The following is a 15,801-nucleotide window of genomic DNA, read 5'->3' as shown; positions in this document are numbered from 1 at the left end:
ATACAGATACAGATACAGATAAAAAGAATGAAACAGCACGAGTTACACCACGAGAGCTAGATAGTAAAATTCACATAAAAACTTAGATATCCATAGTTAGATTAGTCAAGACGAGTCACATACATGAACATAAAGGAAAAGCTCTATTCACTGGGAATGTTTTCCATCTTCGGCATGATTTCATTGCTGTTTACCACTTCACAATTTGCAGACACAACCGCTCAGATGAGCCAGGCTAAGCAGATAACCAAAGAACTCGAAGTTCGTTTGCTCAACCTGCGTCGTAACGAGAAAGACTTCTTGTTACGTAGCGATTTGAAATATCTCGACAAGTTCGACACCAACTACAACAAATTCTTAGCGTCTGAAGCGCAACTCAACGTGGTACTTAGCGATTTGGGCTTGGTCAACAGCACACGCTTACGACAAGACATTGAGACGTACTACACAAGTTTTGTTCAACTGGTAAAAGCGAATGAAGTTATTGGATTAGCACGTGATAAAGGTTTGCTCGGGCAGTTTTACGCGCAATTGGACAACATCAGCGCAACGGCCAATGCGGAACAAAAAGTCGAGCTCTACCGATTTAATGACCTGATTGAAAAGGGGGAATTTGATCCAAGCGTGCTTACCGTGAATTCGAGCGAATTGTTAGATGCTGCAAAGCAAGTCGTCGCACAGAAGCGAATTATTGGCTTAAAGCACAATGAAGGTCTGTTGGGGGAAACACGTTCTGCCTCTCACGCTATTGAAAATCAATTTGCAGAGTTCTCAGAAGTACTTGAGCGAGAAGCTCAACAAGAGATGGATCAACGCTCTTTGATAAACAACATCCTGTGCATCACACTACTGTTAACTATCATTGTGTTCAGTTGGTTAATCGTGCGTTCTATCATTGGTAAGATTGAATCTTTACTCGCGGTTATTAGAAATATTGTAGATTTTAACGACGTGTCAATTCGTTCGCACCTCGACGGCAAAGACGAACTCGGAAAACTAGGGCAATACTTCAACCAATTGCTTGACCAACTAGAGAGTTTGATCGCCGCATCTCAATCTAAGTCACTTCAACTGACACAAAGTACGTCTAACATGCATGATGAGTTGGTATCGGTCATTAAACAGTTTGAAGTGCAAGCAAACCACACCTCAACGATGACAGCATCAGTACAAGAAATGGTGCTAACTATCGGTGAAATTTCAGAGAGCACATCGGTCGCCGCAGAAGGTGTACATCAAGCTAAAGTAAATGCCGATAAAGGACGCGAAGTCGTGGTAGATACCATTGACAATATCACTCGTTTGTCTGAACGTCTTTCAAGCAGTCAAGACTCCATTAGTTCGTTGAACCATCATGTTGACCAAATTGGCGATGCGGTGAATATTATCCAAGGCATTGCAGAACAAACCAATTTACTGGCATTGAACGCAGCAATTGAAGCAGCGCGTGCAGGGGAACAAGGGCGAGGCTTTGCCGTTGTTGCCGATGAAGTACGAGCACTCGCAAGCAGAACGCATCAGTCAACAACGGAAATCACCAGTGTAGTAACCGCAATCCAAAGCCAGATGCATGCCTCGATGACCGAAATTGGCGAATGTAACCAACAAGGTCAACTGACGTTAAAAGACTCAGAAGAGTTAGACGGAAGCTTACAATTGATCTTGAGTGATATGGAAAGCATCCAAGGAAACTCCGAGCGTATTGCTTCTGCTATTGAAGAGCAGGGTGTCGTAATGGCACAAGTGAGCGATTCGATCACGGAATTGAATACTATCTCGAACGACAACAATGCATCAGCTCAACACTGTTTGGTTGAAGTTGATAAAGTAGCTGAACAAGCCAATGATATGGATAGAGCGGTCGCGCAGTTTAAGACGTCATAGATTGCTCTGATAGAGAAGCGATATTCAACAAACCGTTGTATCGCAAGCAAGAACTAAAAGGCGCAGTTTATCTGCGCTTTTTTATGCTTGAAACAAATATTAAAGGCCAATTTGACAAGATGAAAATGAAGTGACCTTATAGAATGAAAAACAGCACCATTTTGATCTTTAATGGTAGTAGCAGTAACAGAGGGGGATAGTGGGGAGCTGTTTAGTTTTCTAAATCAATAACGACTGTAAAAGAAGAATAAGGCATTCCAAAATGGCCTTAAGTATATGTGAAATCGACCTAAAATGATGACAAACTGTCTATAAAATAGCGTATCAACTTAATTAGTTCGAGGGCCACATTTTCAATTGGTGGTTAAGCCTCAGAAGGGAAAAGACAAATGCATTACGATGTATTCAATGGAGATGCAGATGGCATCATCGCCTTATTGCAGCTGCGTTTAAGCGAGCCAAAAGACAGTGTGTTGATCTCTGGTGTAAAGCGAGACATTAAATTGGTGTCTCAAGTTGTTACTCAAATGGTCGAGCAGGGAAATGTTTCGTCTGTCGCGGTATTGGACGTATCCATGGAGAAAAACCTATCAGCGTTACACTCCCTGTTAGATGCCAATATTGATGTATTCTATTGCGATCACCATCGCACGGGAGAAGTTCCGAAATCTCAGCACCTGAAGACTCTTGTTAATACAGCGCCGGAGTGCTGTACCAGTTTGTTGATAAATCAAAAACTAAACGGTGAGTATGTAGCATGGGCAATTGCTGCGGCTTTTGGTGATAACCTTAAAACGGTTGCAACACAGTTAGCGGTTGAAAATGGATTTGATCACCCCCAAATCGCTTTTTTGGAAGAACTAGGTACTTTGGTTAACTATAACGGCTACGGTATGTCATTGAGCGACTTACACTTCACGCCTATTACGCTTTACCAAACTCTTTATCAATATCCAAATCCATTTGACCTTTTGGATGACAAAGACTCCGTGTTTTATCGCTTGCGCGCGGCTTATCAAAATGATCATCAACAATTATCGAACTTAGTCCCAGTGTATGAGAGTGAAGTCGTTCGTGTGTTTGAACTGCCGGGAGAGGCTTGGGCGAGACGCATTAGTGGTGTATTTGGTAATGAGATCGTAAATCAAGACTCCCATCGTGCACAAGCGGTGTTAACGAAAAATCAAGATGGTAAATCTTACACGGTGAGTCTGCGGGCACCATTATCAAACAGAACCGGTGCCGATGAAATTTGCTCTAGCTTCGCAACGGGTGGCGGTAGAAAAGCAGCGGCAGGTATCAACCAGCTTAATGAAGTAGACAAAGTGAACTTTATCTCACTAGTTGAAGGCTATTATTGTCCTGAGAGTAGGGTATAGAAAGCAAATGGCGATCTCCCCACAAAGATTGTTTTAACATTCACCTTGTTATTTGGGTGAGCGTGAAAAAAGCATAGTGCATCACGTAGCAATAAGAGTGATTATCAATTGCATTATTAGGCGGAGGAATGCACTATGCGTACCCTGAATTTTCAATAAGTTAACCATTTAAAAAATGAATCTTGCCCAAGTCGATCTCAATTTATTAGTCATTTTAAAACACTTATTAGAAGAGAAGCATGTCTCTAATACTGCTCTTGCCCTAGACATGAGCCAGCCTACGGTGAGCCGTTCTCTACAGAAATTGCGCAGTGTCTTTAATGATGATTTGTTGGTAAGAGCCGCATATGGCTATGAATTAACGCCAAAAGCAGATGCGATTAAGCAAGACTTAAATTCGGTGCTGACACGCCTAGAAAAATTGGTACATGGTGACGTGTTTGAGCCTCATAACAGCGATAGTACGGTGCGATTTTTTGGCCTTGTTCCTCAAGTGTCCCACTTGCTTCCCAAGGTGGTTGCTGAGATACGAAAACAAGCCCCAAATATGGTAGTTGATATCGACTCAATTCCTAAAAGGCACTTCTCCTCCTTATTGTCTGGTGATGCTCACTTTGTATTGTCAACACATGAGCCGTTAAGCTCAGAACAGAACTTGTATCGAATGTTCGTGATCAGCCGCGATTATCGTTTATTAATGAACAAAGGCCACCCTTTGGCTGATAAAGAGATTACCGTTGATGATTTGCTTAACAGTCAACTAGGGCAGATCTCTCTGCAAGGGGATAAGAAGTTATCTATTGAAAGTCGATTTAAAGATCTCGGCTTGATTGGTAAGCATCGTCAGCTCTCAATCCCGATTCAACTTTCCAATTTTAACGTTGCACCAGATATGGCGGAAATGACCGACATTATCTTCCACTTGCCGACCCCTTTTGCTGAGCAAGCCGCTAAGCAGAGAAACCTTGTTTGTAAGCACGTTCCTAAAGCAGTGCGTTATCCTGCGGAAGATGTTTATTTATACTGGCATAAACGTTTCCATAATGATCCAATGTGTCGTTGGGTGAGGGAGTTGTTTAAAGAGGTTTACGCCTAATATTAGTCGGAGCTGTGCGTTTTCTACCTATCAGTGCGTTCAATGTGATTGGTTTGATTAAAATATATTGAATATATGTTGGTTTATTTATTTGAATTTTGAATAGCTAAAATCAATGTTTGGTATGAAACTTTCGTTGATACAAATGGTAACTAAATGTTTAATGCAAACCATTATCATTACTGTGTAAGTATTCATACCATGTTTGAGAGCTCTTTTTTTATTCGCAAACCTTTATCTGTCGCCGTCGCTGTTATTTGTACATCTCTTTCGGCTAACGTATTCGCAGAGGCCGAAGCCATTGACATCGATGAGCAGATGGTTGTCACGGCAACCCGTACCGAGATGGCTTTGAAAAAAGCACCGGCGTCGATGTCTGTTATTTCTGCTCAGGATATTGAAGACAGTCCGGGTATTACTTTGGCAGACATCGTTGCTGAATCGACCAGTGTGGAGTCTGACTTTGACAGCACTCGTGCAGGTCGTCAGATGATCTCAATTCGTGGTATGGATTCTGATTACACGCTTATCATGGTAAACGGCCGTCGTTTAAGTTCTGCGAGTGCGATTATTCGTGGTAACGATTTTGACTTATCAACCATTCCTGCAGACTCAATTGAGCGTGTTGAGATTATTCGTGGTCCAATGTCGGCGCTTTATGGCTCTGATGGTATGGGCGGTACGATTAATATCATTACTAAGGCACCTGAAAATGATTGGAGTTCTACCGTCAGTATGGATAACTCTTCACCGTTAGATGATAACGGTGGCCAAGAATATTCCATTGGCTTAACGACGTCTGGTGCGCTAATTGAAGATGAATTGTTCGCACGAGTTTCTGTTAACCAAACGAATCGTAACGCATGGCAGCCATATTCTGGTACGCATAGCTCTGGGTACAATCGTGAAGACATTACGGCCTTAGAGGGGCGTGACACGCTTAGCCTGTTAGCAAGCTTGACATGGCAGGCTACAGATAACCAAGCTATCGATTTTGATTTTGGCTACAGTGATGACGAGCGTGAATCAGTTGCTGAGAACTCTAGGTCTGTAATTGAATCAGATACTCGCGTGGTCCGCAGCAGTCAGGCCATTACTCATAGTGGTTACTGGAGCTGGGGGGATACCCAAGTTCGTTATTCTCGTGAGAACGTGACGGATAAAGATGCCGCCGATCTGGGCAATAATTTTAATAGTGATGTTGAAGAGCTAACTCAAATTGTCGAAGCTTCTGCAACGACCTATCTTGGAGAAAGCCACACGCTAACTTTTGGTATGGACTACCAGTTAAGTGAATTAACCAACAAAGAAAACCTATCGGGCGGAACATCAGAAGCGTATCAAGGCGCCTTGTTTGTTCAAGACCAATGGCTGATGATGGACAAACTAACCGCAACGATCGGCGGTCGTTTGGATAAACACGAACTGTACGGTGAAGAGTTTAGCCCGCGTGTATATCTAGTTCATCAAACGACAAATGACCTCATCATTAAAGGGGGTGTGGGTAAAGCGTTCAAAGCGCCAACGCTGACTCAAAACCAATCAGGTTATCAAGTAGCAAGTTGTAAAGGGAGCTGTGCGTTAGTCGGCAACGAGGATTTAAGCCCTGAAACAAGCTTGAACTACGAATTGGCGACGGTATACACACAGTCTCGTTGGAATGTAGAAGCGGCGTTGTTCCGTAATGAAATCAATGATCTGATTGAGAGAACAGACGGTTATTGTACGCTAGGCGGTGAATGGAACCAGAGTGCTCGTCAATGTGAAAACCCTGATGGTTCACCGACGGGTGAGCTAGGTAAGAAAACGTACCAAAACGTCTCAGAAGCTGTCATTCAAGGCGTTGAGCTTACGGGACAGTATCAAATATCAGACGAGTGGGGAGTATCGGGTAACTACACGTATTTAGATACAGAAGATAAGTCGACAGGTGAACAGCTTCTTGAGCGTTACAAGCATTCAGGGCTAGTGAAGTTGAACTGGAACCCGACGTACGATCTCAGTACCTTCGTGAGCGCCCGTTACCGCGGTGAGCGTCAAATCTCAAGTGATCTAACTCAAGAGGCTTACACAACTTTGAACATCGGAACGGTTTACAATGTGAATGATTCAGTACGTTTACGTGCGGGTATCTTGAATTTGACTGATGAGTCTGTGTCTGACGAGCTAGAATACTTAGGTTATGTTGAAAAGCCACGCACCTATTATGTCGGTATGACGGCTGATTTCTAATCTGGTTTTGAGTGAATCCATTCTTAGTCTGATTAGTCGTTAAAGAGAGAAAGCCCTCAATAATTGGTATCTAACTATTGGGGGCAATTCAATTTAGCTGTTGCATGGGGCTTTCGTTTTAGCTTTTTAAACTTACTATTATTTTAAACACGTAGAGTAAGCGCGTAGGCTTTACGTTGAATGCGTTGACTAGGCTTTGACGCACGTGATCAGTGCATTTCCTGAAATGTTATCCCAAGGCAATAGCTTATCGTAATCGTGTTCGAAGATATGAACATCAAAATAGGGCTCCAATATTTCGATCAACTGTTTGAACGAGAACGCCACCATCGGGTGTTCATCATTCCAAACTTGTGTTCTACCTGCGGTGGTTTTCTCAATCGTGAGTTTTAACGCCTGCTTGTCGCTTTCACCCGAGTAATACCAACCTGAACGGAAAGTAAAATTGTCTTGTTCTTGGTTCGTTGTGTGTCTAACAAACAGGTCGTTGTTGATCTTCTCTTTGTCTACGACATTGAAGCAGAATATACCGCCTTGCTTAAGCGCTCTGTGAACGCTCGCAATGCATTCTCTCAATTTGTCTATGCCATCGTTGTAATGGATTGAATATAAGAAGCAAGTAATCAGATCCAGTGGTTCAGATACTTCAAAGTTGCTCATGTTTTGCAAAGAGAATTTGGCTTCAGGGCAACGTAATCGAGCAATGTCGAGCATAGGTCTATTCAAATCAAGGCCGTTGCTTTGATAGCCATAATCAATGAAGTGACGAACATGTGGGCCAGTACCACATCCAAGGTCTAAGTGCGTTTTGCCTTCGTTTCCAAAAATCTGATGTAGCCTACGAACGCAGTTACTCTGAGTTTGGTAGTCAATATCGACACACATTAAATCGTAGTAACCAGATAGGTCGGTATAGAGTACATTGGCGGACATAGTTGCCTGCAGCATTTGCTGAAAAAATGGGGGTGGCGCATATTAAACTAGTACTCGAAAATAACAAGAAAATATTAGATTAACTTTTCGACTAAAATAGCGATTACGCTCATTTCTAAAACAATTCTCATTGCTCTTCATTCGTAGGTTATAGGCTTGCAGCTACGCTGTTATTCTATTTTCTATCGACTTGACTATTTTTTTATTGAAAACAGATACTTTGAGTAAAGAATCGTGCCGTGCTATCGCTTGTTTTATTGTTATGTGAGTGTTAAAACTGGGTCGGAAATGAATGCAGCGACACTATATAGTAAAGCCATGATATCCATGATTTATGAAGGTGGCGCCAGTTTACATTGTCGAAATGGTTTAAGAGTTTATTAAGGAAAATGAATCAGCTATGGAAATAAAAATCGACGACTTGTCGGGCGGGGAAGTGATTGAGTTACTAGAAGAACATTTAGCGGATATGTATGCGACTTCTCCACCAGAGAGTGTACACGCGCTGGATATTAAAGCCTTGAAATCACCAGAAATTACTTTTTTCAGCGCTTGGAAAGACAACCAATTACTTGGGTGCGTTGCTATTAAAGAGCTTGATCACAGCCACGCAGAGCTTAAATCGATGCGAACTTCTCAATTTGCGAGACAGTCCGGTGTAGCAAGCAAATTGCTACAACACGCTTTGGACACAGCCATTATTCGCCAGTATCAACGAATAAGTTTAGAAACGGGGTCGGAAGCATACTTTAAACCTGCTCGTCGTTTGTATGAGAAATTTGGCTTTGATTATTGTGAACCTTTTGCGGATTACCGATTAGATCCAAACAGCCATTTCATGAGCATTGAGGTGTGTTGAATTGAGCGATGGGGTTGTTAACATGGCCAAAGCCCTCAACATTTAGAAAATAAAAAGGTTGCTAAGAGCAACCTTTTTATTTGGTGATCAGTGATTCTTCTTCATCGTTAACGGGTTGCTATCTCTGCGAAAATGGCTTCAGCGTCGACAATTCCGCCTGAGATGGAAAGAGTATTAAAAGGAACCAAATCTTCAGGGCTTGATGGCTTCTGGACGAGCTGTTCCGGATAAGTCTTAGAGTGATCCATTAACATTGCTTTAAGCTCTTTTACGGATAAATCAGGGTAGCGTGACCAAACTAGCGCAGCAATACCAGAAACCACTGGAGCAGCCATGCTGGTACCACTTTTCGACCCGTAAGTGTTGTCAGGTGTGGTTGATAGAATGCGATATCCCGGCGCGAACACATCAACGGATTCCTGACCAAAGTTACTGAAGCTAGCGACGAGTGCTTCATCAATGTATTTTGCTGATGCGCCCACATCTAACCACGTTGAAATTGGCTTTGAACGGTAGTTTTTTGTATAACGGTTCGGAAAACTTGGTTTGATGTCGTTGTCACTACGGCTATTTCCTGCAGAGTGAACGATGAGAACCCCATGACGAGCAGCGTAACGGAATGCGTGATCGACGACGTATTTACGTGGCGAATAGCTTTTCCCGAAGCTCATATTAATGATTTTCGCACCATTATCCACGGCGTAACGCACGGCATTGGCGATATCTTTGTCTCGCTCATCACCATTAGGCACCATACGCAATGCCATGATCTGAGCATGATCTGCCACGCCATCGATACCCACGGAGTTGTTACGTTCAGCTGCGATGATTCCGGCAACGTGTGTTCCATGTGAGCCGACAGGGCCTTTCACATCATTATTACCGTAACCTTTTTCCCAAGGGTTAGTGATGTCATCTAAAACGATGTCTGCACGAGTGTCAAAATCAAGATTAAGGTGAAAATCTAAAGAGTCTTGATAACGGCTACGACGTGATTCTAAATATTCGAACGAGTACCACGAGTCAAATATATTCAGGAGCCCTTCAGCAGCAGAGACAACATCTGTATTGTCATGATTCAACAAAGCTTGTAGCCCTTCGACTGAAAAATCGCTGTGTTCAGTGAACTTAAGGATATCTGTTTTGTAGTGATCAGCTTGCTCAAACGCAATCGTCACACGACTCAACGAATCTTGACTATCTTTTAACGATGATAGGTAATCATTTTCAACCGCTTGATAGTATTTTTGCTTCTTTCGTGGAATCCAATGCCCATCCTCTTTTAAATCAAGGTATTTTTTGTACTCTCGGGTTACTTCCAATGTGTCGTGATCAACGTTAATACCAAGCGAGTTACCCAGATAGTTCCAGCCATATATATCATCGATATAACCATTGCCGTCATCATCGATACCATTATCTGGGATCTCATTTTCGTTGGTCCAAAGTTGATTCTTTAGATCTTCGTGTGTGATATCAACACCCGAATCAAGAACAGCAACGATAACTGGCTGCGGCTTAAGAGGTGGCATTAGGTAATCGTACACAACATCGGAACCTACGCCTTGCAACCTTGTGTAACTTGCCGATAGGTTAAACCAATCGCCACGTTGCTCATCAGCGGCACTCATCGTTCTCAGAGAGAAAAGTGAAGGTTTGATGATGTCTCGCGAGTAATCCTCAACAATCGTACCTTTTACGTTTTGAATAAAGGGGGAGTTAATGGCTTGCGGATCCGTATCGTTTTTTATCGTTGACGCGGAAACATGAGCTGAAGCCAAAATGGCGAAAGCAAGGGTGGTAAGTCTGTGTCCCTGATTCATCTGTGTTGCATCCTTATTGTTGTGTGGCTAAAACTGACGCCTTCGAAAAACTGTGCGAAAAAGCACGTGTTAAGTCAGTTACTTGATCGGGAAACGCCCGTTCAAAAATCACTCAAACGTTAATATGCAATTAGACTTGTATCATTCTTTCAATCAATGAAATTGCAGTAAGATCTCACTGTGGTCGTTTTTTAGGGTTCAAAATTTGAGCTGAATTCTATTAATAAATGTAACATTTATAAAATTGAAGGGGTTTAAGTTAAAATTCTTAAAAATCAATTGACTAGTTTGTCAATTGACCGATTGCATGGGGGAAATTGTTATTCTCAGTATTATATGGAACGGTCGTGGTATTCTAGGATCTTTACGGCACTAAATGGGATCTTCTTCAACTGAGCCGTCCTACTAGATAATCATGGCTCTGCCTATTTGATTGTCAAACCTATCTTACGGTGAGCGTTTTTTGTGCCTGCTTAGTCGTCTTTGGTATGCACTTGAATTGACTTCACATAAAGCTGCCAAATTAGTTGGTTTTCACAAGCTTATAAAAAGAATTGTGCGAACAATTTTGGTAGATTATGGGTATTACAGACATCCAGTGAGCCGCAATGAAAATTCTTCACACGTCCGATTGGCACCTTGGCCAAAACTTCTACAATAAAAGCCGAAAGAATGAACATGAACGGTTTTTGCAATGGTTGCTAGAGCAAGTGACTGAACATGATATCGACGCGATTATCGTCGCCGGTGATATTTTCGATACCAGCACTCCACCAAGCTATGCTCGTGAGATGTATAACAAGTTTGTTGTAGACTCGAATAAGATTGGCTGCCAACTGGTTTTATTGGGTGGTAACCATGATTCGGTTTCAGTACTTAAAGAAACACAGCAATTGTTGAAGTATATGGGTACAGATGTGATCCCGAACACTAATGAAGATCATGCGACTCAGGTTGTCGAGTTGAAAGGTAAGAGTGGTAAGGTTGAAGCTTTAGTCTGTGCGATTCCTTTTATCCGCCCTCGTGATGTTTTAACGAGCCAAGCAGGTGTCAAGGGGGTGGAACGTCAGAAACAACTGGGTGATGCAATCAAACAACATTATCAAAGTGTCTACGATGCAGCAGTCGCTAAGCGTAATACTTTCGAAAATCGCGACACAATGCCAATCATCGCAACAGGGCATTTGACCGCCATGGGTGTGAAGCAATCTGATTCGGTGCGTGATATTTATGTTGGTAACCTTGATGGTTTTGCTGCAGATGGTTTCCCAAATGCTGATTATATTGCTCTAGGCCATATTCATCGCCCTCAAGTGGTCGCTAAGCGAGAACACATTCGTTACTGTGGCTCGCCAATTCCTCTCAGTTTTGATGAACTGAAATCTAAAAAGCAAGTGTGTGTAGTTGAGTTTGTTCAAGGTGAGCGCACGATTTCTCAACTTGCAGTGCCGATATTCCAACCTCTGGCTGAAATCAAAGGCGATTTGAGCGAAATTGAAGCTCAACTGAATCAATATATCGATATGGAAGAGGAGCAAAGCGTGTGGTTGTCGATCGAAGTTCAAGCGCAAGATTACTTATCGGATTTGCAAGATCGAATGCGTGCGTTAACCGAAGGTTTAAACGTTGAAGTGCTTCAGTTAAGAAGAGCAAGAGAACGCCGCAACCAAGCGTTAGAACACGAATCAGCCGAAACCTTAGCGGAACTCACGCCAATGGATGTGTTTGAAAAACGTATTGCCCTTGAAGAGTTTGAAAGTGACACCGAGAAAAAACGCTTAGAAAGAATGACGGTCAAGTTCAAGCAAGTGATTGCCGAAGTTTCTCACGGAACTGACGGTTTAAACGGTTCAGAAGAGTAATCAAGAATGAAAATCTTAAGCTTAGAATTTGAAAACCTAAACTCTTTAAAAGGTCGTTGGAAACTCGACTTCACAAAGTCACCTTTTGCCGAAAATGGCTTGTTCGCAATTACTGGCCCAACTGGAGCCGGTAAAACCACGATTCTTGATGCGATGTGTTTGGCACTGTTCCACCGTACACCACGTTTGAAGAGTATTGCCAAGGGCACTAATGAGCTGATGACACGTGGTACTGGTGAGTGTTTTGCTGAGATCGAATTTGAAGTAAAAGGTAAAACCTACCGCTCTAACTTTCACCATAAGAGAGCGCGCGGCAAGCACGATGGGGCACTGCAAACACCGACCTGTGAACTTGCAGATGCAGGTAGCGATGAGGTTTTAGAAACGCAGCTGACTAAGAAAATTAAGAGGGTTGAAACCGTAACGGGTTTGGATTTTTCTCGATTTACTAAATCGATAATGTTATCGCAAGGTGAGTTCGCTGCTTTCTTAAACGCAAATGCGAACGACAGAGCTGAGTTACTTGAAGAACTGACAGGTACAGAAGTCTACAGCTTGATTTCAGAACGGGTTTACGATCACTTTAAATCGAGTGAAGAGTCACTTCATCACCTTAAAGCTAAGGCCGAGGGGGTGAGTCTGTTAACGGAAGAACAAATTCAAGAGTTGATAACAGATCACGATAGGTTAGAAGCAGAGCAAGCTGTGTTGGCTCAAGAATTGGTCGAATGGAATGCCCATTTAAGCTGGTGGAAAGACGTAACCAAAGCTGACTTAGCTATCGTCAATGGTGAGCAAGACTTAAAACAAGCACAAGACAACCTTTCTGAAAACCAATCCTCACTGGATCGCTTAGCTAAAAGCGAGCCTGCAGAAAAGTTACGCCCACTGTATAAAGATGTGCAACGCAGCGATCAAGACGTGAAAGTGACTCAAGCCAACCTTGAAAGCAGCACGAAAAGATTAGCTGAGCGAGATGCAGAGAAATCCGCTGCTAGTGACAAGCTTAAAACGCAAAGCGCGCTGGTTGAACAAATAAAACAAGAACAACAAGATCAAGAGAAGATCATTGAGCAAGTTCGACCGCTCGACAACCAAATCTCGGTGCTTAAAGACAAACAAGCCACGGCTGAGAAAAACGTTAAAGCTTTGAATCAACAAGAGGTTGAACAACGTCACAAGCATACAGTACTCAGCCAAGCCATAGCTTCTGTTCAGCACCAAGAAAAGATCAATGCACAGTATTTAGAGACTCATCAAGCCGATAAGCAACTTGAAAAATACCTAGGGCAATGGCAATTCAAGGTCGATCAAGTTCGAGCCCTTGAAACGCAGCACACTGAATTATTAAGTAGTGTTCAAGGTGCCAACAAAGCGTTAGAAACACAGCAAACGCTAGTACAGACATCTCGAGAGTTGAAACTTACACAAGACAAAACATTGGCTGAACGGGTTGCTGTCGAGAATGACGCCAAGCTTAAATGGGACACACTGCAGCAACAAAACAGTGAACGGGCACTGAATGAAAGCAAAGATCTGCTTGAATATTGGAGCCGTCATACCAACACGCTGGTCGATATCAATCGTGGTTACCTACAAGCCACTCAGCGTATTGCCGTTAAAGAAGCTGAGCTTTCTAACCACATTCATCAGTCGGATAAATTGACGCAAGAGCGTGAAGTTCTGGTGGAGCGTTACCAAAAAAACAAAACGTCACTTGAACGATTGATTCGTTTAATTGAGCAAGAAGGCGAACTCGCGAAGTATCGCGCGGCGTTGCAGCCGGGGATGGATTGTCCATTGTGTGGTTCAGCTAATCATGCGATTGAACAGTCACAAGATCTTACGGATTTGATTTCACAAAAAGAACGTGAAGAACAAGCTCTCGCGGTTATTGAAAAAGAAGGCACTGAACATCGCCAGCAGTTGGATTCGATTGTACCAATCATTAATGGGATTAAAGATGAGCTTAAACGTACGCAGGCTGATGTTGAACAAGCAAAGTTAAATTGGGCAAACACGTTAAGTAAACTTGAACAAGTGTATGTGAATTTTGTGTCTCAAGGTGGCTTGCTAGACGTCAAGCTACCGTCTATCGAGGCACTAGGTGATAGTGAAACGGTAAGCTTTTTTACTGAATCTTGTGAGCAACAGCTTAACGAAGTTATTCACCAGTTACGTGCCGTGATTGATGCGAAAAATGTTTACCTAGACGCTGAAAAACAACGTACAACCGCAAGCATCATGGCCAATAAAGCGCAGGCGAACTTAGAATTATCGGAACAACGTCTAACGGATCTAACCACGAAAACGCAGGCTCTGGTTGATCAAGCTGAAAAGTGCGCTCAATCCAAAACATTGCAGTGGACTGAACTTAAAGAAAGTATTGCTGAGACCTCGATTGAAGCGCCAGAACTTGAGCATATTGACGCTTGGTTTGCTCAAAAAAAGGAAGCTTCTGATTTATGGCAAGCGACGAAGCTGCAACACGATGATTTAGATAAACAGTTGATTAGTAAGCGTGCAGAGCTGACAGCACTCGATGACAAATTGGAATCGCTAGCCAACGAGACCGCCAACGCAAACCTTGAGGTTGAATCTTTAACTAAAGAGCTAGCGTCGATCACTGAATCAAGAAAACAATTGTTTGGTGATAACGATGTCCAGTCAACGATTCAAGCAATGAAGCAAAAAATGAGTGATGCCGTCACTAATCTTGAAGTATCTCAAACAGAATTCAACGGTTGTGAACGCGAACATCTAAAAGAACAAACTAAGCACGCCAGTTACACCGAAGAATTGGCGGCAAAACAACAGGCACAAGTTGAAATTAAGCAATTGTGGGACCAGGCGTTAGCGTCGAGTCCTTTCGCAACTGATGCCGACTTTGAGTCTTCACTGCTTGATGAAGCGTTAACCGCACAACTGCGAAGCTTGAAGAAGACACTTGATGAATCAATCGTGAGTGCTCAGGCGAGGTTGAACAGTGCCAAAGCTAATCGATCTGAGTTGCAAGATCATGAAAAAGCCGCAACGTGGAGCACCACACCGCAAAGTGAAGTCGAGCAGGCGACGGTTGAATATCAAAACAAACGACAGAGCCATGCTTCTCAAATTGGTGCAATTTCTGCGAATTTAGAAACGGACCGTCAAAACCGTAGTAACCAACAAGATCTGTTTAAGCTAATTGAAGCGCAGCAATTAGAGTTTGATGATATCTCACGTTTGAACTCTTTGATTGGTTCCAGAAATGGCGACAAATTCCGTAAGTTTGCTCAAGGCTTAACCCTTGAGAATTTGGTATATCTAGCTAATAAGCAGTTGCAACGTTTGCATGGCCGTTACGAGTTACAACGTAAAGCGGATGACGGGTTAGAACTGCAAGTGTTAGATACCTGGCAGGGCGACGTGATGCGAGATACCAAAACGCTCTCGGGTGGTGAAAGCTTCTTGGTGAGTTTGGCATTGGCATTGGCGCTATCTGACCTTGTGAGCCACAAGACCAGTATTGATTCACTGTTCCTCGACGAAGGCTTCGGCACGCTAGACAGCGATACCTTGGATATTGCCTTAAACGCATTAGATAACTTGAATGCTTCAGGCAAGATGATTGGTGTAATCAGCCACGTTGAAGCATTGAAAGAGCGTGTCCCGGTTCAGTTGAAAGTAACTAAGCACTCAGGCCTTGGAGTGAGTGAAATGGAATCTCAATACAAAGTGACTGCTTAATTAA

At 42.8% G+C, this 15,801-nt stretch carries 9 protein-coding genes and 1 pseudogene; 8 read left to right on the top strand and 2 right to left on the bottom strand.

Annotated elements, in window-relative coordinates:
• The first annotated feature begins 174 nt into the window (after positions 1–174).
• The 4 genes from OCT63_RS16650 (at position 175) to OCT63_RS16635 (ending at position 6,591) form a co-directional block, all read left to right on the top strand.
• Positions 175–1,884, top strand: coding sequence for a methyl-accepting chemotaxis protein (locus tag OCT63_RS16650; protein ID WP_269984096.1), 1,710 nt, complete (start codon positions 175–177; stop codon positions 1,882–1,884).
• Between the two features lie 389 nt (positions 1,885–2,273).
• Positions 2,274–3,263 (top strand): DHH family phosphoesterase, encoded by a 990-nt coding sequence (locus OCT63_RS16645; RefSeq protein ID WP_161672543.1) that lies wholly within the window; start codon positions 2,274–2,276, stop codon positions 3,261–3,263.
• 175 nt (positions 3,264–3,438) lie between these two features.
• Positions 3,439–4,359: a LysR family transcriptional regulator gene (locus OCT63_RS16640; RefSeq protein ID WP_161688248.1), complete on the top strand. Its 921-nt coding sequence runs from the start codon at positions 3,439–3,441 to the stop codon at positions 4,357–4,359.
• 201 nt (positions 4,360–4,560) lie between these two features.
• Positions 4,561–6,591 carry a TonB-dependent receptor domain-containing protein gene (locus OCT63_RS16635; protein ID WP_269984095.1) on the top strand — a complete coding sequence of 677 codons (2,031 nt, stop codon included), beginning with the start codon at positions 4,561–4,563 and terminating at the stop codon, positions 6,589–6,591.
• Between the two features lie 189 nt (positions 6,592–6,780).
• Here OCT63_RS16635 and OCT63_RS16630 read toward each other — a convergent pair whose 3' ends face one another.
• Positions 6,781–7,524: a class I SAM-dependent DNA methyltransferase gene (locus OCT63_RS16630; RefSeq protein WP_269984088.1), complete on the bottom strand. Its 744-nt coding sequence runs from the start codon at positions 7,522–7,524 to the stop codon at positions 6,781–6,783.
• Between the two features lie 400 nt (positions 7,525–7,924).
• On the opposite strand from OCT63_RS16630, the gene OCT63_RS16625 reads away from it, so the two are divergent.
• Complete coding sequence (locus OCT63_RS16625) at positions 7,925–8,383, top strand: GNAT family N-acetyltransferase (protein ID WP_161672539.1); 459 nt, start codon at positions 7,925–7,927, stop codon at positions 8,381–8,383.
• Between the two features lie 107 nt (positions 8,384–8,490).
• On the opposite strand, the gene OCT63_RS16620 is transcribed toward OCT63_RS16625, so the two are convergent.
• Positions 8,491–10,206 carry a S8 family peptidase gene (locus tag OCT63_RS16620; RefSeq protein WP_269984087.1) on the bottom strand — a complete coding sequence of 572 codons (1,716 nt, stop codon included), beginning with the start codon at positions 10,204–10,206 and terminating at the stop codon, positions 8,491–8,493.
• A 335-nt stretch (positions 10,207–10,541) separates the two neighbouring features.
• Here OCT63_RS16620 and OCT63_RS21530 point away from each other — a divergent pair.
• The 3 genes and pseudogenes from OCT63_RS21530 to OCT63_RS16610 all read left to right on the top strand — a co-directional run.
• Positions 10,542–10,619, top strand: a pseudogene (locus tag OCT63_RS21530) (VOC family protein); the annotation flags it as partial.
• A 195-nt stretch (positions 10,620–10,814) separates the two neighbouring features.
• Positions 10,815–12,068: an exonuclease subunit SbcD gene (gene sbcD / locus OCT63_RS16615; RefSeq protein ID WP_060467754.1), complete on the top strand. Its 1,254-nt coding sequence runs from the start codon at positions 10,815–10,817 to the stop codon at positions 12,066–12,068.
• Positions 12,069–12,074: 6 nt separating this feature from the next.
• A complete protein-coding gene (locus tag OCT63_RS16610; RefSeq protein WP_269984086.1) occupies positions 12,075–15,797 on the top strand; it encodes an SbcC/MukB-like Walker B domain-containing protein in 3,723 nt (1,240 codons plus the stop codon).
• The last annotated feature ends 4 nt before the right edge of the window (positions 15,798–15,801 follow it).

The organism is Vibrio sp. RW, assembly GCF_027587105.1.
In the GTDB taxonomy this organism is placed as follows: domain Bacteria; phylum Pseudomonadota; class Gammaproteobacteria; order Enterobacterales; family Vibrionaceae; genus Vibrio; species Vibrio toranzoniae.
Note: the sequence above shows the minus strand (reverse complement) of the source record. Positions and strands in the feature narration are given on the sequence as shown.

Bases quoted from the DNA above. Each gene is read 5' to 3' on its own strand.
- sbcD (WP_060467754.1), top strand. From the start codon at position 10,815: ATGAAAATTCTTCACACGTCCGATTGGCACCTTGGCCAAAACTTCTAC.
- OCT63_RS16635 (WP_269984095.1), top strand. From the start codon at position 4,561: ATGTTTGAGAGCTCTTTTTTTATTCGCAAACCTTTATCTGTCGCCGTC.
- OCT63_RS16645 (WP_161672543.1), top strand. From the start codon at position 2,274: ATGCATTACGATGTATTCAATGGAGATGCAGATGGCATCATCGCCTTA.
- OCT63_RS16640 (WP_161688248.1), top strand. From the start codon at position 3,439: ATGAATCTTGCCCAAGTCGATCTCAATTTATTAGTCATTTTAAAACAC.
- OCT63_RS16620 (WP_269984087.1), bottom strand. From the start codon at position 10,206: ATGAATCAGGGACACAGACTTACCACCCTTGCTTTCGCCATTTTGGCT.
- OCT63_RS16650 (WP_269984096.1), top strand. From the start codon at position 175: ATGATTTCATTGCTGTTTACCACTTCACAATTTGCAGACACAACCGCT.
- OCT63_RS16610 (WP_269984086.1), top strand. From the start codon at position 12,075: ATGAAAATCTTAAGCTTAGAATTTGAAAACCTAAACTCTTTAAAAGGT.
- OCT63_RS16630 (WP_269984088.1), bottom strand. From the start codon at position 7,524: ATGTCCGCCAATGTACTCTATACCGACCTATCTGGTTACTACGATTTA.
- OCT63_RS16625 (WP_161672539.1), top strand. From the start codon at position 7,925: ATGGAAATAAAAATCGACGACTTGTCGGGCGGGGAAGTGATTGAGTTA.